Raw genomic sequence first — 19,444 nt, 5'->3', positions numbered from 1 at the left:
TTTTTTATTCTCCTTTTTCTAATTTATTTAACTTTCCTATCTTCTGTGTTTTCTTTCTTTTCTTCCAAGAGCAGCAAGAAGTGCGATCAGTATGAGAACCATTACCGCCATAGCCATAAGAAGGATCTTGCGGAGAGCCGGTATTCCTTTTGTTTCGCCTTCTTCCCCTGCAGTTGTGCTCCGGGTGTCCTGAGTGTTTTTGCTGTTCCTGCTCACTTCACCGGATGAAGTGCCGGAATCACCGGTATTGTCAGTCCCGGCAGACTCGTCTGAAGTATTACCGGTTGTTCCAGAAGCTGCTGTCTGTCCTGCGGTTTCCGAAACAGCTGCTTCCGGTGTTGGCGTAGCTGCCGGCTCATCCACAGTGGAATTTCCCACCTGATGATCCCCCACATAATAGACAGTATCGACTTTTCCATTATTATTCTCAGATTTCGTTGTCAGTGTATTCACATCCATTCCATTCGGAAGGATCACACTTCCGCCATCTACTGCAGTTTTCGTAAAATTCCGGAATCCGTAATCAAATAATGCCTTGGAATCCAGACAGCAGGTGGAAAGCTCAACTCCGTGCATGACCACAGCAATATACGTTGTGCCATTCTGTTCCACAGCTGTTACCAGAGTATGGGCAGCAAGATTGGTAAAGCCTGTTTTTCCACCGATACAGCCCTGATAATAGATATCACTCTCTGGAGCAAACATCGGATGATGTGTGTGAAAAACACGCTTATCACTGGTCATGTTGGTAGGCTTGATGGTATAATCCGCGTCGCCGATCACGCTTCGGAAAGCTTCATTCTTCAGTCCCTCCCGGAAGATCAATGCCATATCTTTAGCAGAAGAATAATGGTTTTCGTCCGGAAGTCCGCTGGAATTGGTAAAATGTGTATTCGTGCATCCGATCTGGGCTGCACGCTGGTTCATCATATCAATAAAATTCTGCTCAGTTCCACCTACGTGCTCTGCGATCTGGGCAGCTGCATCATTGGCGGACTGGATGATCAGGGCATGCAGACAATCCTGCATGGTCATGACCTCGCCTATTTTTGAATTGATGTTGCTGGAATCTGCAGTTACATTACGCACACCTGTCTCTGTAAATGTCACCTGCTCATCCATAGAGGAATTTTCCACAGCAACAAGAAGTGTCATGATCTTGGTGATACTGGCAGGATAACGCTGCTGATCCCCGCCTTTGTCAAAAAGCACAGCTCCTGTATCTGCATCCATAAGGATTCCCGTATCACTTGCAATATCTGCTGCCTGGGGCCATCCCTGGATCTTATTGGTATCCACCTCATATTTGGTATTAAGGTCAACTGCCGCCATTACCTGCACCGGCAGCATCAGGGACATATACAAAGCAGTCAGAAGCGTAAACAGTTTTTTAACTTTTCTCATAATTTCTTCCCTTCTCTTTTATGCCATCAACCGGATATTCATGATTCAGTAAAATATTCGATCAAAATCCATCGAAGGAAGCAATCGCATCCACAACTCTCTTTGCATCCTCCATATCCAGATTGTAGTACATTGGAAGACGCATCAGCCGCTCGCTTTCTTTTGTGGTATAAACATCCTCACCGGAAAATCTTCCGAACTTCTGTCCGGCCGGTGCGGAATGAAGAGGTACATAATGAAATACGCAGCTGATATCTTTCTGACGGAGATATTTGATAAGTCTTGTCCTTACATCCATATCATGCACTTTTATATAGTACATATGCGCATTATGGGTACATTCTTCCGGAACATAAGGCTGCTGGATCTTCCCCTCATCAGCAAGGAACTTCAGGTTCCGGTTATAAAAATTATAAATCTCCATTCTCTTGTCGCTGATCTTCTGGTGCTCCTCCAGCTGCGCATAAAGATATGCAGCATTCAGCTCACTCGGAAGATAAGAAGAGCCGTAATCCATCCAGCGGTATTTATCTACCTGCCCGCGGAAAAACTTGCTGCGGTCTGTGCCTTTTTCTCTGAGGATTTCCGCTTTCTCCTGGTAAATATCCTCATTGAAAAGAACTGCGCCGCCCTCTCCCATTGTATAATTCTTCGTCTCATGGAAGCTGTAGCAGCCAAAATCTCCTATGGTTCCAAGTGCCTTGCCTTTATAATAAGCATCAACGCCCTGGGCCGCATCCTCCACAACCTTTAGGTTATGGCGTCTCGCAATATCCATAATAGTATCCATCTCACAGGCAACCCCTGCATAATGAACCGGAACGATCACCCTGGTCCTCTCTGTGACAGCCTGCTCGATCAGTTTTTCATTGATATTCATGGTATCCGGACGGATATCCACAAACACGATCTTCGCTCCCCGGAGCACAAAAGCATCTGCAGTGGATACAAATGTGTAGGACGGCATGATCACCTCATCTCCCGGCTGGATCTCCGTGAGATATGCAGCCATCTCAAGTGCATGGGTGCAGGAAGTGGTCAGCATCACATGCCCCGCATGGAAACGCTCTTCCATCCATCGGGAGCACTTTTTGGTATATTCGCCGTCACCGCAGAGCATTCCTCTGTGTATGGCATCTTCAATATACGAAAGCTCCTTCCCCACAAATGCGGGTCTGTTAAAATCAATCATCTGCTACCTCATTATCTTTTGCTTGAATGTTTCTTGTTTCCCGCACAACATACTGCGGTGTCTTATTGATATTCAGGATCAGTTTTCCGATATATTCGCCAATGATTCCCAGCATCAGGAAGCAGATGCCAAAAAGCACCAGCATGGCACACATCAGGGAAGACCATCCGATGGCGATTGTCGGATCCAGCAGCTTTCGGATCAGCACAACAATAGCTCCGATAAAACCGGCTGCTGAAAAGATCGTTCCAAAAAAAGTCGCTGCTCTCAGTGGGATCACCGTAAAATTCAGGCAGGACATAAAGAGCTTCAGCCCTCTCCTGAAATTATAATTGGAAGTTCCCACCTCTCTCGCAAAATGTTCCACCTCAATATTTGCAATATTATGCGTAGTACGGAAAAACAGTACCTGCAGGAAAATATTGTAGCCATCATATTTCACAACTTCATCCCGCACATATTTGCGGCAGCACCAGAAGCTGCTCATCTGGATATCCTTCGGGCGATCCAGAAGATGCCACAGAAGATATCTGCTGATGGCTCCTGTGATATTCTTCATCATGGAAAATTTTCGCTGTTTAAATACACCGAATACGATATCATATCCTTCTTCGATCTTCGCAAGGAACTGCGGGATCTGTGACGGATGATTCTGCATATCATCATCCATTCCCACGATCAGCTCACCCTCTGCCTGGGACATTGCCGCCATGATCGCATTGTGCTGTCCGAAATTTTTGGCAAGGTTGATTCCCTTTACATTTGGGTGTTTATCGGAAAGTGCTTCGATAGCCTTCCAGGTTCCATCCCTGGAATAATCGTTTACAAGCACAAATTCGCATTCGTATTTATCAAGTTTCTCAAATTCCTCTATGGCAAGCTCTACAACCTCACCAATGGTATGTTCGGAATTGTAACATGGTATAACAATTGATACCAGCATTCTCTTTCTCCTCACAACAGACTGTCAGCCGCTTCTGTCTGACAGCCCGTATAGTTCTTTTTCTACAGTGAAAACACAATGATCCCCGCAAGGATCAGTGCGATTCCTACCAATTTTCTTTTGCTCAGTCTTTCCTTCAGAAAAATATACCCCATCACAGCCACAAAAATGTATCCTGTAGATTCCAGGATCGGCTGCATGGAAAGGGGAACTTTTTTCAGTGCCAGCATGGTCAGGATCACGGAACAGAAAAACATCCCGTAAGAAAAAATGACCAGCGGGTTTAAGTATTCCCTGAGATGATTCTCATAGGTTCTGTCTGCTGCTTTCTTCAGAAGTATCTGAGATACCGAAGAAATAAACACAGAAACAAGAAGCAGACATATGGCTCCAGTCAGTTTACTCATACGCGCTTCCCTCCGTTTTCTTCTCTGTCACCGCTTGTTACAAAATAAATCCCTGCAAAAATAATACAGGCTCCCAAAAGCATATTCCAGGTAATCTTCTCATCAAAGATAAGTTGCCCCCAGATAATCCCCCAGATCAGTGTTACCGGCTTATTGGCATAAGCTACTGTCAGAGGCATCCTCTTCAGGATCTGCTGCCAGATGATCGCATATCCAAACATGATCACAAACACCAGCCCAAACCAGAAGATAAACTGCAGGGAAAAAATATTGTCTGTGTATCTGGATGCCATTTTTGAACAGACACCACTCAGTGAACTGCACAAAAGACTTATGTGCAACAGCAGAAAAAGACCTTTTTTTATATTTCCATGGTTACTCATGTTATTCTCTCACAATCATGATATAAATTCAATGTTTATTTTCGACAAAACATCTGCCAGATTTCGCCGGCAGTCGTCCAGATTTCTGCCTTTCAGTATTACCTGACCGATCCTGTCCCGTCCATTTTCGTACTTACGGATTTCCTCTCCTGGCTCCACATTAAAGGAAAGATCCACGATATTCTCTGTCCGCACGTTGTCATTATGAATCTGTTTCAGGATTCCGGATCTGTCCGAAGTCAGGATGTGGGACAAATTGGCTGTGCATGGAGATGTTTTTTCAAAAAGGCTCTCCGGGTTCATATCCAGTGCCAGTCTCACCATGGCTTCATAATAATCGGTATCATAATACAGGCTTACAGCCTCCGGAAGACAATTTCCTCCGGCTCGTCCGGTGATCTCAATGACATAGATTTTCCCGTCCTTCTCCATCATATCGCAGTTTACCGGACAGTTATCCATTCCAAGAGCCTGAACAGCAAGTTCCAGCTGATGCTCCACTTCGCGGCCAAGAGTGTCCATTTTCTCATATGGAACAGAATGGCCTATAGGAGTCGGAACATAGCTCTGATAATTTTCAATATTATTCGGAAGGCAGAAAAGAAATTTCCCATTGGAGATCATGGCCTCACAGCCAAGCATCTGTCCCTGAATGAACTCTTCCACCAGACAATAGTCTCTTCTTGTAGCTGCCATGGTATCCGGATAGTGAGCATAAGCTTCCTCACGGGTCTCGCATCGGAAAAGCCCTCTGCTTCCCATCTGATCCACAGCTTTCAGGATCACCGGAAATTCCAGCTGGTCAAGTGCAGCTTCCAGTTCTTCTCTGTTATTGATACAGATATGCTTCGCACAGCGGACACCGCCTTTTACAAAAGATTCCTTCATATAATATTTGTCACTGCATAAGAAACCTGCCTGTGCTGACAGACCTTTCAGCCCCATATATTCACACACATATCCGATGGAACGGATTCCTGCATCCAGACAGCAGGTTGTGATTCCGTCAATGTTGTGTTCGCGGGCAGACTTCAGAACTGCCTCCGGATCAGAAATGTCTGTATAAGAACATTCATCTGCAATGTCAAAGCATGGCCATTCTCCGGGCGTGCTCACTGCTACGGTAGCTATCCCCAGCTTCTTCGCCATTTTATAAAGGGGAAGCTGTGAATAGCTTGCCCCCAGTATCATCAGTTTTTTCATGCTCGTTCATCCTCCAGAAAATCAAAAAACAGCGGCAATCCACCTGTGTGCAGGAAGAGGATATTTTTTCCCCGGATATTTTTCTCACGGATGTATTCCATCATACCGTGAAACGCCTTTCCTGTATAGGTCATGTCCAGATACACGCCATCTGTCTCGTATACCTTGCGGATCGTTTCTGCTACCGGTTCCGACCAGGCTCCATATCCGCCTTCCATATATCCATCTGTAAAAAAGATCTCTTTTTCCCAGCCTTCCGGTAGCTCCATGGAAAATCTCTCTGCATATTCAAGAAGATTATTGCGGATCACTTCTTTTCCGCGTTTTTCATTACGTGAAACGGAAATGCCTGCAATATTACAGTCCGAACCGTTCTTAATTTTACCTGCCATCAGACCGGATTGTGTTGCATTGGTACTGGATGCCAGAAAAATATAATCCAGCTTCACGCCGGAGTTTTTTTCCCAGGAAAGGATCTCCTCGTATGCTTCCTCATAAGCCTTCATTGGCGGCCATTCATTGCCCTGGCCGAATTCGTTTCCGTAAATATAATATGGACGAAAGCCTTTCTCAGTGAGCTCTGCCATAGCGCGGCGCACAGCATCTGCGATGTCTTTTTTGCCGCAGGGGATCTCATGAACGTTCATCCTGCGAATAATCCGGCTGTTTCCATTTTCTTTTGATTCCCTGATATCTTCAGTATTGTGGATCATGTAGCACGGCATGGAAAGTTCGTTACAGAGACTTGCCAGGATCCGACAGAGATTGGAATGATAATTGCCGTAGATCACCATGCTGTCATAACCATCTGCCTGCATGTTTTCCACATATTTTCTGGCAAAACGTACCTTGTTTCCACCAAATGAGAATGGTAAAAGATCATCTCTTTTCATATAGAAACTATTCTGCCCATCACTGATACGAAGCTTCTGTACCGGAGTTTCAAATATCTGGATTGGATTCTCCAACGGTCCTCTGTGAAGGATGTGGTTCATCTCCTCCATGGTTTCTGTCTGCAGAATATAAAATCCAGGCCTGCTTCCGCTGTCTGTGATCTGGCAGTGCTCCACATCTCCCTCCAGAACTGTCCCTCGGATAGCTTCCGGATGATTATTCCGAATCCAGTAAAGCTTCTCCAGATCTTTCTGATCCATAATAAAACGCACTGCCGAGATATGATGTTCTGCATCTTTTTTTATCTTTGGCGGATTTCCGGCTGCCACATCTACTACCATGCCAACAAAATCCTGTTCTGTGGAAAGCGGCACCAGATCCGATCCGATACAGTCTCCGCCCATACGGGAACCGATCTCAATAATCCGCACATTTCCCTCTTCATCAATACGAAGCTCGCTGTGTCCGGCTCCATTCTCAATTTTCAGTGCGGTCAGTGCCCTGAATACCGTTTCTTTTACTTTTTCCTGTAGTTCTCTGGTGAGGGGTGCAGGTTCCAGATGGCCCACTTCTATATAATGAGGCTCTCCTGTTGTATATTTCTTTGTGATGGCAAGCAGTGTGTGTGTTCCCTGATAACTGATGGTCTCCACACTGTACTCTGCTCCCTGAATATATTCTTCCACAATAGCTTTCTTTTCAAAAGACTGTTCAACAGCCTGGCTGATCGCTTCTTTCAGCCCTTCCGGTGATTCTACTTTTGTGATGGCACGGCTTCCGGATCGGTCTGTAGGCTTTACGATCACAGGGTAAAATGGAGGCATTACCTCATCATCTTTTCCTACAGCTGCAAAAAACGGAACTGAAAGTCCCGCTTTCTGAAAAGCCTTTCTCATGGCAAATTTATTGGTGGAATTGATGATACATTCACGACTATTTCCCGGAAGCCCCAATTTCTCTGCCAGATACTGAACTGTGATATTAGCCAGATCAGATCCTATGGTCGTTACTGCATCTGGCCGGATCTTTCTGCATATATTTAAAATTTCTTCTTTTTCTGTGATACTGATCTCATAGAACCGGTCTGCATCTGCCGCCCCTGTTGCACCTTCTCGCCAGGCAAAAACATGGGTCTCATAACCCATGTCTTTTGCTTTGCAGATCAGCGGTCTCTGAAAATCATTGGCACCGATGATTACTATCTTTTTCATTTTTTACCTTTTTTCTTTGCAGCAGCCTGTGCTGGTGTTAAATAAACTCCGTTCTTGTCAAATGTACATCTTTTGCCATTGATCTTTACTGTACAGTCTTTATACATGATACCTGTATCTTCGTCAAAGCAGTACTTCTTATCTTTCAGTATAAGCCAGCTTCTGCACATCTTTCCGTCGGATGTGAAATAATAGGTATGCTTCTCACCATTTCCACTCCAGGTGTAAAATACATCCCTGACCATGACTCCATTGCTTCCAAAATAGTATACATCGTCATTGCTGTTGGTGTATCTCACATTCTTCAGCATGTAGCCTTTCCTTGCATGGAAATAATAATATTTACCGGCTACACTTCTCATCTTTTTCAGACTGTTGCCGTTTTTGTCAAAATAATATCTCTTACCGCCTACAGTTAACCACCTGCTTTTGATGATCACTCCGTTTTTATCCACATAACGGATCACATTATTGGAATCTGTGATCAGTTTGCTCTTACGCATTCCCAGTGTCTTATCAACGTAGTAAGTTTTGTCATTAACTGTCACCCAGCCGGTCTTTTTGACACCATTGAGATAATAAAATTTCTTTCCGTTCTCTGTTACCCAGCCTGTTTTTCCATTGGAAGTGTCCGGCTTGGCAGATGCCTTATAAGTACTGGCTGTATATTTTCTCGGGGTGATGATCTTTGTATAATCTACATAACCAAAATCGATATCTACTGTGGACCAGATTGGAATTCCTGCTATCAGTTTCTTGGTTGTATTCAGATATCCGCCTCCATCGCCGTCTGTTGCCTGCCAGATAGAGTATTTATAATCGTTCCTGGATGGTGCAAGGATTCTGTCACCGTAGCTAGCCAGCCATACATCGTAACCTGTCAGCTTGCTCCAGTCTATCTTGTTGTTATACCAGTCCAAATTGCAGTAGATCATTGGATAATAGCCGGCTTTTTTCACCTCGTTGCAGAAAGCCTTGGCAAGATTGGCGATCTGTGTTGAGGAAAGACTTCGCATTTTACTGTATTCGATGTCGTATACAACCGGATAAGAAACCTTGTAACCGTTCATTTTCTTAACAGCAAGCTGTGCTTCCTTCATAGCCTGCTGTGTTGTTGTAGCAAGACTGTAAACATAAGTTCCTACCGGCATTCCAACCTTCTCTGCCTGCTTCATATTATAGTCATATTTCTTATCCATATAATTCAGGCCGTAGGAAATCCGCACAAAAGCAAAATCTACATTATCGTTCTTTACCTTGGCCCAGTCGATAGTATCCTGCCATTCAGAGACATCAATTCCTCTTGTGATCGCTCCTGTCAGTTTCTGACCACTTCCGTTGTAGCAGACGCCATTGATCTTTTTCCACGCTTTGGAACTGGCTCTGGAATTCTGCGTTGCCTTTCCGGCTGGCACTTTTTCTTCCTGAGCCACTGCCTCACTGCGGTCTACTCCACCACCTCCCATAGCCATTGCTGTAGTCCCCATTGTTCCGATACCTAACATTGCCGCCATGCATCCTGCTGCCAGCCATTTCTTCCAATTTCGCATTTAATTTCTTTCCTTCCCTGAATCTACTTATTTGTTCCTGCCTGCTCATCATTATACAGATAGGAAAATGGAAAGTAAAGCTATATATGGAAAAAGACCGGTGCCAGCCACTCAGGCTGAACACCGATCTTTTAAATCTTTATGCTGCTATCTTCCTATGTTTTTTAACAAGATCACGGAACTGCCGGATCTGTTGGGTCAAAGTTCCCGGAACCACGTAATGGTGTAATTGGTTTACGTCCTAACGGGCCTTTGAATGTTTCATTCTTGTTGTATTTACCATCAAAAATACGAATGGTAGCTCCATTGCAGTTGTAATATACCCATTTTGCATCTGCAACACAGACACGGATACATCCATGAGATGCCGGATTACCAAGTTTCATATATTCTCCAACTGAAAGATTATAAACACTTCTTGTTGCACCAGCTACAGAATGAACAAAAATTCCTCCCTGTCCACATCCTTCAACGTGAGTTCCATACTGTCCCCAGGACGGTCCCATCAATGGCTGCCATCTCAAATTGCTTCTCAATGTATAAGTACCAGTCCATGTAGGTGTTCCGGAAAGTCCAACAGAAACCCTGATCGTCTTAACCGGAATTGTCTTGCTGGAATTGGTATATACAGTCATAACTCCATTAATTCTGTCAACTTCCACATAATATGGTCCTTTGTAAATAGAAGATATATCATTACGACGATATCCATTCTTATCAAAGTAATAGAGTTTACCATCAATCCAGCAGCTTGTATTTTTCACATAATCTTTTCCAGTACTTGGATTAATATATTTTACTTTATTGTTGTAATCACTGATAACTACCCATCCCGTAGTAAAACGGCCCTGATTATCAAGACGGCCATTAACTTTACCACGTTTAATCGCCTGATTCGTTAATACTTTATAATCTTTAAGATAATACCAGTATTTACCTACTTTCTGCCAGCCGCTCTTCTTAAGAACACCTTTACTGTCTGCATAGTACCAGTTATTCTTGTAACGGATCAATGTATTCTTGTACATCCATCCTCTGTGTGTTGTGGAGTTAGATGTAGCAAAGAAATATTTCTTATTATTGATCGTTGTAATGCCGCTTGCTACTTTACCTGAGCTTGTAAAGTAATAGCTCTTCTGGGAAGATTTGGCTGTAAGCATCTTATTCTGATAGTGGTTGCCATTATTATCGAAATAGAACCATCCCAGAAACTGTCCGCTTGTACCGGTGACTTTCTGCCAGCCGGTCTTCTCAGCAACTCTTCCTGCTGTACTGCCAAAATAATAGTACTTATTGGACGCTCCTGCACATTTATGCCAGCTGTTCTTCCAGGTAGTTCTCTTTCCGTCACTGCCAAAGTAGTATCTGTTGTGGTTGTACTTAACCAGTTTGCTTTTGATCACATGTCCCTTGGAATTAGTAACATAATAAGCATTGTTCTGAGCTTTTGCCATGGTGTTTTTAAGGACATATCCACCGGAGCTCAGGAGGAACGTATTGGTCTTGGACATTACTTTTGATACATATGTACCGTGTTTCATGACCTGTCCGATCGTAGCTGCTTTCGGGCTGCAGTAGATGAATCTTTTCACACCTTTGCTGTTTACATAATACATCCATCCGCCGTGGAAAAGTTTTCCGGGAATTCCGTCTGTATCTTTTGCCGGCTTGAAGTAATACTCGAATGTATCAGAACCAGCTGCAAGCTTCTTAATTCCTGTATATGGTGTACCATTTGTCTTCAGTGTATAGTAATCACTTCCGATTTTCTGGAGCTTACCGGAGATCTTCAGATCTGTCACAGAAGTAAAATTGCCTGACGCATTGTAATAACGGAATGTGCTTCCTGTCCACAGCCAGTATTTCTTCTGCTGCTGTCCCATATTGGATGTCCATGGTGTGACAGCCTTGCCCTGGCTGTCGGAATACAGAGTTGCCTTGTTGCTCTCCAGGAAATACCACTCTACAGATGTTGTTCCTGTATATCCGGCTGTTCCCGGTTCCCGTGTCATACGTCCTGTTACCAGATATCCATCCTCATTAAAGAGATAATATCCTGTATGTCCGTTGGTCTTGATCTTAAGAAGTCCATCCTGAGCTGTAAAAAACTCATCCTCTACAGTTGCAGTATCTGCGCCGGACGGAACATCTGAGTCCGCCTGTACCGCTTCCCCATTATCCAGAGATACATCCTCTGCAGTTTCTGCCGCATCGCCCGTCTGAGCTTCTGAGTCATTTACAATCTGAGCTTCTGTCTCATCCTGAACTGCTGTATCAGCAGATACGCTGTCAGTCTGCTCATCTGCCTGGTCCTCTGATGTCTGATCCTCTGTTGTCTGATCCTCTGTTGTTTTCGCTTCCGGCACCTTGTCCTCCGATACTTTTTCCTTACGGAGTCTGTACCCCAGCTCATCAGATACCCAGTCACAGATTCTGGCCTCAACAACACCATTTACAACAGATGCCCCTGTAGAGGCTGCTTCCGCAGCATCTCCGCTGTTTACCGCATCCTGGGAATCTGCCGATGTAATCTGTAATTCATCTGCATCTCCTGCATTAAAATCCTCTGCCGGATCAACTTCTTCCGGTGTTTCTGTGGCATCCGGTGTCTCTGTGATATCCGGTGTCTCTGTTACATCCGGTGTCTCGTCTGCTGTGTCTGCAGGTGTTTCAGTTACATTCGGGATAACAACATCTACGGTATCCCCATCTTCTGAAACATCTGTCTGAGGCTGCTGAACAGTCTCTTCTTCGTCACTGAAACTGTCCGCCGCTGAATCTGAGTTTGTCTCAGCTGCAACTTGTACGTCTGGAGTGCTTAAAGCCGCTGCTCCGGCTTCCAGCGTTCCGCCCATACACATCGTAAGGCTGAGCACGATTGCCACAACTCTTCTTTTCACAATAATTCCTCCTGCCTGTGCCGCCATAAATGGTTGATATATTTGTTACGGTTTCATTCGCCCAGTCCGCTCTTGATAAGATCTGCAAGAGAATCGATTGCCTCCTGCTCATCCTCACCGTCGCAGATCAGTGTGATCTCATCTCCACTCTTCACACAGGCTCCAAGAACGCTCAACACGCTCTTCGCATTTGCTGTGCCTCCATCATACTGAAATGATACTGAAGATTTATATTTGATCGCCTCGCCGCACAAAAGTCCGGCAGGGCGGAGATGAAGCCCTGACGGGTTCCTGACCGTTACCTTATAACTTAACATTTCCGCTTTCTCCTATCCTGTTCCTCATCCATTATTTACTGACCGTTTTCTGTCTCCGCGTTGGAAACCTTGGAAACCTTGATCTCTGCTGTTACATCCTCCAGAAGTGTATAGCCGTTTGGAAGACTGACCTTGATCGGCACTTCATAACTGCCCTCTTCCCAGTCATCCATGGAAAGGGATGCACTGACAGCTCTTAGGTTAAAGCCTGACAGATCACCATTTTGAGCTTTTACTTTCAGTTCTACATCTGCCACCTCAAATGCCATCTGCAGGTCATCCGGCAGCCCCTTAACCTTGATATCCTCTGTTGGAAAGCTGTATATCTTGCTGCCATCCGGCAGGATATTCACAGTGATCCACAGATCCGCACTGGATCCTGATGTCAGTTTCAGTCCATCAGGCAGAAGTTCTGCCAGATTTATTTTCTTTTCTACGTCATTACTCTTTCCGGAAATATCCACATTCTCATTATCCAGATAAATAGTATTTCCCTGAAGCTTCAGATTGTTCAGTGCTTCATCACTGCCAGCCACACTGAAGGTCTCCGGAACAGTCGTAACGCTGTCCACAACATATCCTTCAGCCGGTTCGCCGGTATATCCTGCACTGATCCGTATATCAGAACGTACTTTCCAGAGTTTCGCTGTGACATTAACCTTTCCGTTGTTGTCAAATTTCAGATAACTCATGGAATTGGAAGAAAGCGTATCCTGATTCTTGTCTGTAATAGTCATCTCTGCATTGGAAATGGTGGTATCCTGGGCGATACCATCTACCTTTGAACTTACGTCTACGCTCACACTATCTATCTTAGCAACAAGTGATTCCGGACCTGTAATTCTGACTTTTTCCGGATTCGCAGTAAGGGACGCGATCTCCATTCCCTGTGCAGCCTTGCTGTCACCGCTGCTTACATTGATCGCAAATTCTTTGGTAACTTTCTTTTCCAGATGGACACTTAAATTCTGAGGTGAAACACGGATATTCTCCGGAAGGATTCCTGAGCAGGTTGCTGTAATAGGAATCATTACAGGATCTGTATCTGTAGATTCTGCCTGCTGCAGATCTGCAACTGCCTTGATATCACTGGAAGTAAGGCGGTTCACTGTCTTTCGTTCACCAGTGATATAAACTCTGACAGTGTTCTCACTGTCATCCTGCATGACCATCTCGCCAAGCTGATCAACATACGCTTCGTTGATAATCTGCACATCTGAAATCACGAAACCTTTCGTAACAATAGGGTTATCCACGTTTACTACGATCAGCCAGACCAGGATTCCCACAACAACTGACATGATCTTCAAAGGGATGTTCTTAGTCAGATTTTTCTTCATGTTTCACTCTCCCTTTCAGCAGATTCCTCAGTTTTCCATTCTCAACTACTTTCTTGTTCTGGGCTGAAACAAGAACTTCCCGAAGCTGCCTGCTGTCAAGTCCTCTGGAAAGTTCGCCGCCCTGTGCAACAGAAACCTGTCCTGTTTCCTCTGAAACAATGATCGTAAGGGAATCTGTGGCTTCACTGATTCCAACACCTGCTCTGTGTCTCGTTCCAAGCTGCTTGCTCAGCTCCATATTATCAGAAAGCGGCAAATAGCATGTGGCAGCTACCACCCTGTTTCCCCTAACGATCACTGCACCATCATGCAGCGGTGTGTTATGTTCAAAAATATTGATCAGAAGCTGACTGGTAAGAATACCGTCAATGTTGATTCCCGTACGCACATATTCATCCAGACGGATCTCTTTCTCAATAACGATCAGAGCACCGGTTTTCACCTCACCCATATCAAAACAAGCTTTAACCAGTTCATTGATGGTCTTGTCATTGAAGCGTTCCTGTACTTCTCTGCCTGTATCAAAAGGAATGATGGTGGAAACAATCTTCTTCTGTCCTAGCTGCTCCAGCGCACGCCGAAGCTCGGGCTGGAAGATTACGATCACACCGATCACAAGGACATTGGCCAGGTTCCGGAATATCCACAGGATCGTATTCATCTTAAATATATAGGCAACCAGGATAAATGCGAGGACTACCAGAATACCCTTCAGAAGCGTATAAGCCCGTGTAAACTTGATCCAGGCCATAAACTGATATACAAAAAAGGAAATCAGTCCAATTTCAATAATGTCTATCACGCCAATTCCGGGCAATGTGATCTTTCCGATATATCCGCCAAGAATTGCAAGAATATTCTGCATAATTTCCTCCTTTCCTCCTGATCCGCTTAATTAACCGTCTGTCCCACAGATCAAAGATCCTTCAGTGACTCTTCAAGCTGTTTTTCAAAATCAATCTTATCTACTTCCTGAGGTGTTTCACTTATTGTATTTTCAAAAGTATTATCCAGTATTTCTGCCGGTTTCTGTTCTTTCTTTTCTTTCTTGTAAGAGATATTTTCTTTCTTATAAGATACCGGAATATCTTCTTTCCTTTTTTCTTCTGCAGGCTCTGCATTGATCTTCTTGATACTTCTTTCGGAAGTTGCAACAACTGCCTTCGGCACAGCCTTCACATAGTAGTAATATTCATCATCCTCATATTCCAGCCGCTCTGTTCTGCTGTAATCCCCTCCGAATACAAAGAATTCCATTACCGAACCAATCAGTACGGAAACCACCGCTGAAATGATCATCGGTACCATGGATACGGTTACATCAAAGCAGAAATCTCCTGCAAGGATAACCAGAATATAAGTTACGCCGCCAACAATAATGGCAATTCTCCACGCATAATCAAAAGAGCGTGTTCTCAGAAGATTCACAAGAAGAACCACAGCCACAAAAGCGATCACAGTAATCCACATAGCCCAGTTCTGCACAAGGCCATCAGAAAGAAGCTTAAGCTTCGCTGCGATCTCAGTATCCGGATCACTCAGTGCTGCTGACTGCGCATGCACAAAACGGATAAAATAGTAGATCACAACTCCGCATCCCGCCGGAAGCGAAGAAAGCGCACTGCCTAACAATCCTGCTCCGATCGGAAGAAGTGCCGGAACACTGAAGCCGAAAGAAAGCGGTGTCAGGATCAGTGCCAGATTCTGTGATCCACTGAATCTTAAAAACAGAATCATCATAAACAGGATCAGAACCAGCATAAATCCTGCAACTTCAATGCTCACTGCATAACAGTGTCCGATCATCATCGCAAATCCCACAAACATCATCACAGACACAGGAAGAATGGAACATACCAGTGCCAGGATCAGAATCACAAAAATATTATCCAGCTGCTTCATATATCCCATATTGCTGTTGATCCAGAGGAAATAGACAAATGCCAGGACAAATTTCAGAACCGGCAGTATATATACTTCATATTGTCCGTAAAATTTCTTGATATTCTGTTTGATCTCGAGTAAAGCTGTCATTTTTTATTTCCTCCTGCATTTCTCCGGACAGGCATTCTCTTCTCTTCCCGTCCGTAGATTTTTTCCAGTTTGGTAAGATCCTGATAGTATTCCCGGACACTCTTCTTGGCACGGTAATACTTCACAGAATACTGGATGTAGGTCAGTACTGAATACACGATAAGCACGATCAGATAACCGACTACGATATAAATTCCCACAGCAACCAGATTAATCTTATTCACGTTGTCCATAAGATATTCACTGAAATATGCCGCTACTCCGGCAAGTCCCAGTACATAACCAATCGTCACCAGAAAGAAATTCTTGATCAGTGCAAGACCAATATAGTCACTCCGGTAAAATCTGCTCACCGGAAGATACTTCCTGCCCTCACCATGCTCATACATGGCCAGTCGGTTCATGACCTTCACCTTTTCTTCATTTACCATAAATTACTCCTCATAAGCTTTCTTATATTGCACTTTTTACTTTTTTACGCAGTAATCCCATTTAACTGCAATCAAATTTATTGTAGCATATATCCCTACCTATGAAAAGCATTTTTTGGCTCTTTTACTGCCTTCCTGCGCATACTGTGAGAAAATAAACAGCCTGCGCTCCGGCTTCAAAAAGGCACATGGACATAGCATCCATAGTACTTCCCGTTGTGTATACATCGTCTGTTATCAGCACAGGGATTCCTTCCAGTTCCCGTGTCACTTCGTATGCTTTCCGAAGATTATTCCGCCTCTGGGCTGCGTCCAGTTTCTTCTGTGATTTTGTGTTGCGGATTTTAAGTACCAGACTGTCATCCCAGGGGATTCCTGTAATTATGCTCAGTTTCTCTGCAAGATATGCCGACTGGTTAAATCCGCGCATACGTTTTTTCGCAGGATGAAGCGGCACCGGCACAATAAGCTGAGGCTTCCAGCGTTCCAGACATTTTTTTCCATAAATACTCATGGCTTTTGCGTAAAAATCTCCATATTCCCGGCATCCGTAATACTTAAAACGTACCAGAGACTGCCGCCATACCTCTCCATAGGGGAAAATACTTCTTCCTTCTGTAAAATAATGACCGTTCACTCTGCAGACCGGGCAATATTCTTCCTCCAGCTTCACCGGTTTCCCGCATTTCATGCACAGTGCACCGGAAAAGGGGTGGAGCTTCTCTGCACACTTCCCGCAGAGAAGCTGTTTTCTGTCTTTCAACACCTCATGACACAGAGGACATTTCTTCGGATAAAGCATATCCAGTAAAAATTCAGCAGTTTTTCTCAAGAAAATCCTTTCTCCCCGACGGCACTCTCCTGATCGTCTGCTTCATTCATCTCCCGTATTCTCACGTCCAGAGAGCTGTATCTCTGCTGCTGTTTCTCATTGCGGATCATCTCTGCAAAAGTATTCTCACTGCCCACCACAGTAACGCATTTCCTTGCCCTGGTAACGGCTGTGTAGAGAAGATTCCGGTTCATCAGCATCCTCGGACCGGAAAGCAGCGGCAGAATCACTGCCGGATATTCGGATCCCTGAGACTTATGTATGGTAACAGCATAGGCAAGTTCCAGCTCCTCCAGCTGCTTGAAAGAATACTCTGCACGGCGGCCATCTTCAAACTGTACAGTGGCTGTCTCCGCAAATTCATTGATTTCTTCCATAATGCCGGTATCTCCGTTAAAAACACCTACACCTTTATCAACCGGTATCTTATATCTTCCAAGGATCTCCCACTCCAGCTGGTAATTGTTCTTCACCTGCATGACCTTATCACCCTCGCGGAAAAGCCTCTGTCCGATTTCTTTCTCTTTCTTTTTATCATCCGGCGGGTTGAGATATCTCTGCAGGATCTGATTCAGTCGTTCCACCCCCAGAAGTCCCTTACGCATAGGCGTCAGAACCTGAATTTCATATGGCTTCGCCTCTACATAACGCGGCAGTTTCTCCTGAATCAGAGCAATTACCACACGAATGATGATATCTGCATCATATCTTTTCAAAAAAAAGAAATCCCGGCTCTTATTGTTGATCGTTACCTGCTCACCGCGATTGATCTTATGTGCATTCACAACAATATCGCTCTCGGAAGCCTGGCGGAATATCTTCTTCAATTCCACAACAGAAAAACATCCGCTTCGGATAATATCACGCAACACATTTCCCGGTCCTACACTCGGAAGCTGATTCTCATCACCTACCAGGATCAGCCTGGTTCCTGCTGTCACAGCCAGAAGCAGAGAATGTATCAGCGCAATATCTACCATGGACATCTCATCAATGATGATCACATCCGCCTCCAGCGGATTCTCTGAATTTCTGTCAAAATGAACTGCACGGCCTTCCTGCTCTCCCTCCGGCATTCCATTCAGCTCCAGAAGACGATGGATCGTCTGCGCTTCATAGCCTGTAGCTTCTGTCATTCTCTTGGCTGCACGGCCGGTAGGAGCTGCCAGACGAAGTTCAGCCCCTTCTTCCTCAAAATAACGGATAATGGCATTAATCGTAGTTGTCTTACCGGTTCCGGGTCCTCCTGTAAGAATAAACAGTCCATGCTGGGCTGCTGCCATGATCGCCTGTCTCTGCATTTCATCCAGCTCTGTACCTGTTTCTTTCTCGATCCTGATGATCCGCTTCGCCATCATCTGCTCATCCTCCGGACAGAGAATATTCAGCTCATTCAGCATTCTCGCTGTATTCAGTTCCAGATAATAATAGCGTGTAGGATAAACAACCTCACCTTCTTCTGTCTCTTTCATGATCAGTTTCCGGTCTACCACCATATCCATGAGATGCTTTTCCATATAAGAAGGATCCACCCCCAGAAGCTGCGATGCCCTGGAAAAAAGTACCTCTTTCGGAAGATAGATATGGCCTTCCCCGGAAGCCTGTAAGAGAGTATACAACATACCACTTCTGATCCTGTAATCTGAATCTGTATGTATTCCGATTCTGGATGCGATCTCATCTGCAATCTTAAAACCCACTCCGCTGATATCCTCAGCCAGACGATAAGGATTCTCCTGAAGAACATTGTATAACGTCTGCCCGTACTTCTGATAAATCTTTGCTCCCAGATTCAGAGAGATCCCGTATTTCTGCAAAAAGACCATGGCACGGCGCATATCTGCCTTCTCCGTCATCTGTTCTGCGATCTCCATTGCTTTTTTCTGGCTGATCCCTTTGATCTCTGCCAGACGTTCCGGTTCTTCCTCCACAATCCTTATGGTATCATCTCCGAAACGTCGTACAATCCTTGCAGCAAGTGCCGCACCGATTCCCTTAACAGCGCCGGAGCCCAGATAACGTTCCATCGCAAGAGCATCTTCCGGCATTTTCTCCGTGTAAGAAGAAATCTGAAACTGTCTGCCATAAACCGGGTGTGTTGTATAATTTCCCACTGCTTCTATGGACGCACCCTGGGTAAGAGCCGGAAAATTTCCCACGCAGGTCAGTTCCGAATCATCCTCCGTTCCCTTCATCACCATGACGGTATATCCATTATCTTCATTTCGAAAGATCACATGATCTATATATCCTGTAACTGTTTCACTCATCTTATTCTCCATCTGTCATATCAGATAATAATGCAAAAGGCACTGCATCTGCAGCGCCTTATCTTATATGAACTCTATCCGTGAACATTTCGCTCTGCTATACGTTCATAAATGCAATCACTTCTCTTATCTG

16 protein-coding genes are annotated in these 19,444 nt (G+C 44.6%); all 16 read right to left on the bottom strand.

Annotation, left to right across the window (positions count from 1 at the left end; translation table 11 throughout):
- Positions 1 to 36: 36 nt before the first annotated feature.
- The 16 genes from AC04Q4_RS15265 to recD2 all read right to left on the bottom strand — a co-directional run bounded on the left by AC04Q4_RS15265 (position 37) and on the right by recD2 (position 19,311).
- Positions 37 to 1,404 (bottom strand): D-alanyl-D-alanine carboxypeptidase family protein, encoded by a 1,368-nt coding sequence (locus AC04Q4_RS15265; RefSeq protein ID WP_173738570.1) that lies wholly within the window; start codon positions 1,402 to 1,404, stop codon positions 37 to 39.
- Positions 1,405 to 1,465: 61 nt separating this feature from the next.
- Complete coding sequence (gene rffA / locus AC04Q4_RS15260) at positions 1,466 to 2,596, bottom strand: dTDP-4-amino-4,6-dideoxygalactose transaminase (RefSeq protein ID WP_173738569.1); 1,131 nt, start codon at positions 2,594 to 2,596, stop codon at positions 1,466 to 1,468.
- Positions 2,589 to 3,539: a glycosyltransferase family 2 protein gene (locus AC04Q4_RS15255; RefSeq protein WP_173738568.1), complete on the bottom strand. Its 951-nt coding sequence runs from the start codon at positions 3,537 to 3,539 to the stop codon at positions 2,589 to 2,591. The genes rffA and AC04Q4_RS15255 overlap by 8 nt, the downstream gene beginning before the upstream one ends.
- 62 nt (positions 3,540 to 3,601) lie before the next feature.
- Entirely contained in the window at positions 3,602 to 3,946 is a 345-nt protein-coding gene (locus AC04Q4_RS15250; RefSeq protein ID WP_173738567.1) for a DMT family transporter, read from the bottom strand.
- On the bottom strand, positions 3,943 to 4,239 hold the full coding sequence (locus AC04Q4_RS15245; RefSeq protein ID WP_243251465.1) for a DMT family transporter: 297 nt from the start codon (positions 4,237 to 4,239) through the stop codon (positions 3,943 to 3,945). Before AC04Q4_RS15245 ends, AC04Q4_RS15250 begins: the two co-directional genes overlap by 4 nt.
- A gap of 105 nt (positions 4,240 to 4,344) precedes the next feature.
- Entirely contained in the window at positions 4,345 to 5,532 is a 1,188-nt protein-coding gene (locus AC04Q4_RS15240; RefSeq protein ID WP_173738565.1) for an ATP-grasp domain-containing protein, read from the bottom strand.
- Positions 5,529 to 7,637 (bottom strand): pyridoxal-phosphate dependent enzyme, encoded by a 2,109-nt coding sequence (locus AC04Q4_RS15235; RefSeq protein WP_173738564.1) that lies wholly within the window; start codon positions 7,635 to 7,637, stop codon positions 5,529 to 5,531. The genes AC04Q4_RS15240 and AC04Q4_RS15235 overlap by 4 nt, the downstream gene beginning before the upstream one ends.
- Positions 7,634 to 9,187, bottom strand: coding sequence for a GH25 family lysozyme (locus AC04Q4_RS15230; protein ID WP_173738563.1), 1,554 nt, complete (start codon positions 9,185 to 9,187; stop codon positions 7,634 to 7,636). Before AC04Q4_RS15230 ends, AC04Q4_RS15235 begins: the two co-directional genes overlap by 4 nt.
- Positions 9,188 to 9,360: 173 nt before the next feature.
- Positions 9,361 to 12,087, bottom strand: coding sequence for a L,D-transpeptidase family protein (locus AC04Q4_RS15225; RefSeq protein WP_173738562.1), 2,727 nt, complete (start codon positions 12,085 to 12,087; stop codon positions 9,361 to 9,363).
- A 53-nt stretch (positions 12,088 to 12,140) separates the two neighbouring features.
- The gene (locus AC04Q4_RS15220) at positions 12,141 to 12,404 is read right to left on the bottom strand and encodes an HPr family phosphocarrier protein (RefSeq protein WP_173738561.1); all 264 of its coding nucleotides are present in this window, start codon (positions 12,402 to 12,404) and stop codon (positions 12,141 to 12,143) included.
- Positions 12,405 to 12,439: 35 nt separating this feature from the next.
- Positions 12,440 to 13,744 (bottom strand): CdaR family protein, encoded by a 1,305-nt coding sequence (locus AC04Q4_RS15215; protein WP_173738560.1) that lies wholly within the window; start codon positions 13,742 to 13,744, stop codon positions 12,440 to 12,442.
- Positions 13,725 to 14,609 carry a diadenylate cyclase CdaA gene (gene cdaA / locus AC04Q4_RS15210; RefSeq protein WP_173738559.1) on the bottom strand — a complete coding sequence of 295 codons (885 nt, stop codon included), beginning with the start codon at positions 14,607 to 14,609 and terminating at the stop codon, positions 13,725 to 13,727. The genes AC04Q4_RS15215 and cdaA overlap by 20 nt, the downstream gene beginning before the upstream one ends.
- A 50-nt stretch (positions 14,610 to 14,659) precedes the next feature.
- A complete protein-coding gene (locus AC04Q4_RS15205) occupies positions 14,660 to 15,778 on the bottom strand; it encodes a hypothetical protein (RefSeq protein WP_173738558.1) in 1,119 nt (372 codons plus the stop codon).
- The gene (locus AC04Q4_RS15200) at positions 15,775 to 16,209 is read right to left on the bottom strand and encodes a hypothetical protein (RefSeq protein WP_173738557.1); all 435 of its coding nucleotides are present in this window, start codon (positions 16,207 to 16,209) and stop codon (positions 15,775 to 15,777) included. Before AC04Q4_RS15200 ends, AC04Q4_RS15205 begins: the two co-directional genes overlap by 4 nt.
- Positions 16,210 to 16,333: 124 nt before the next feature.
- Positions 16,334 to 17,041 carry a ComF family protein gene (locus AC04Q4_RS15195; protein ID WP_243251467.1) on the bottom strand — a complete coding sequence of 236 codons (708 nt, stop codon included), beginning with the start codon at positions 17,039 to 17,041 and terminating at the stop codon, positions 16,334 to 16,336.
- Positions 17,038 to 19,311: an SF1B family DNA helicase RecD2 gene (recD2, locus tag AC04Q4_RS15190; protein WP_173738556.1), complete on the bottom strand. Its 2,274-nt coding sequence runs from the start codon at positions 19,309 to 19,311 to the stop codon at positions 17,038 to 17,040. The genes AC04Q4_RS15195 and recD2 overlap by 4 nt, the downstream gene beginning before the upstream one ends.
- Positions 19,312 to 19,444: the final 133 nt, after the last annotated feature.

This window comes from Blautia sp. HA8986, assembly GCF_056504635.1.
Note: the sequence above shows the minus strand (reverse complement) of the source record. Positions and strands in the feature narration are given on the sequence as shown.

What these genes read in the sequence shown, in the direction of transcription:
- AC04Q4_RS15245 (WP_243251465.1), bottom strand. Translation starts at nt 4,239, where the DNA reads ATGGCATCCAGATACACAGACAATATTTTTTCCCTGCAGTTTATCTTC.
- rffA (WP_173738569.1), bottom strand. Translation starts at nt 2,596, where the DNA reads ATGATTGATTTTAACAGACCCGCATTTGTGGGGAAGGAGCTTTCGTAT.
- cdaA (WP_173738559.1), bottom strand. Translation starts at nt 14,609, where the DNA reads ATGCAGAATATTCTTGCAATTCTTGGCGGATATATCGGAAAGATCACA.
- AC04Q4_RS15235 (WP_173738564.1), bottom strand. Translation starts at nt 7,637, where the DNA reads ATGAAAAAGATAGTAATCATCGGTGCCAATGATTTTCAGAGACCGCTG.
- AC04Q4_RS15250 (WP_173738567.1), bottom strand. Translation starts at nt 3,946, where the DNA reads ATGAGTAAACTGACTGGAGCCATATGTCTGCTTCTTGTTTCTGTGTTT.
- AC04Q4_RS15220 (WP_173738561.1), bottom strand. Translation starts at nt 12,404, where the DNA reads ATGTTAAGTTATAAGGTAACGGTCAGGAACCCGTCAGGGCTTCATCTC.
- AC04Q4_RS15215 (WP_173738560.1), bottom strand. Translation starts at nt 13,744, where the DNA reads ATGAAGAAAAATCTGACTAAGAACATCCCTTTGAAGATCATGTCAGTT.
- AC04Q4_RS15200 (WP_173738557.1), bottom strand. Translation starts at nt 16,209, where the DNA reads ATGGTAAATGAAGAAAAGGTGAAGGTCATGAACCGACTGGCCATGTAT.
- AC04Q4_RS15255 (WP_173738568.1), bottom strand. Translation starts at nt 3,539, where the DNA reads ATGCTGGTATCAATTGTTATACCATGTTACAATTCCGAACATACCATT.
- AC04Q4_RS15240 (WP_173738565.1), bottom strand. Translation starts at nt 5,532, where the DNA reads ATGAAAAAACTGATGATACTGGGGGCAAGCTATTCACAGCTTCCCCTT.
- AC04Q4_RS15230 (WP_173738563.1), bottom strand. Translation starts at nt 9,187, where the DNA reads ATGCGAAATTGGAAGAAATGGCTGGCAGCAGGATGCATGGCGGCAATG.
- recD2 (WP_173738556.1), bottom strand. Translation starts at nt 19,311, where the DNA reads ATGAGTGAAACAGTTACAGGATATATAGATCATGTGATCTTTCGAAAT.
- AC04Q4_RS15265 (WP_173738570.1), bottom strand. Translation starts at nt 1,404, where the DNA reads ATGAGAAAAGTTAAAAAACTGTTTACGCTTCTGACTGCTTTGTATATG.
- AC04Q4_RS15205 (WP_173738558.1), bottom strand. Translation starts at nt 15,778, where the DNA reads ATGACAGCTTTACTCGAGATCAAACAGAATATCAAGAAATTTTACGGA.